General features: G+C 47.2%; 1 protein-coding gene. It reads left to right on the top strand.

What is annotated here, in order from left to right:
- The coding region (locus tag ACYP03_RS25415) for a class I adenylate cyclase (RefSeq protein ID WP_459782591.1) at positions 1-307 on the top strand (307 nt) is incomplete at both ends.

Consider the following 307-nt stretch of genomic DNA (forward strand, 5'->3'; position numbering starts at 1 on the left):
TTATCGCTGTATTTCCAGTAATAAGCTGCTGGGCAGTGCCAGTGTGGTGATGGGGAAAACCGATGAGCCGCATCCGCCGTCCATTGTTGATGCTTACGCCAGTGAAGGTCTGATCCAGTTCTTCTTTGAAGACTGCGAAAACCACGGCTTCAATATTTATATCCTGGATGAAACCAACCGGATTGAAGTCTATCGCCAGTGCAGCGGTAACATGGATGAAATGGTCCATGGTGTGAACCGTTTTTATACCTCGGCGCAGGACAGGTTCAGTTACAGCTCAAATTTCATCAATTTTAACCTGCCTCAG

This window comes from Photobacterium sp. R1, assembly GCF_054600795.1.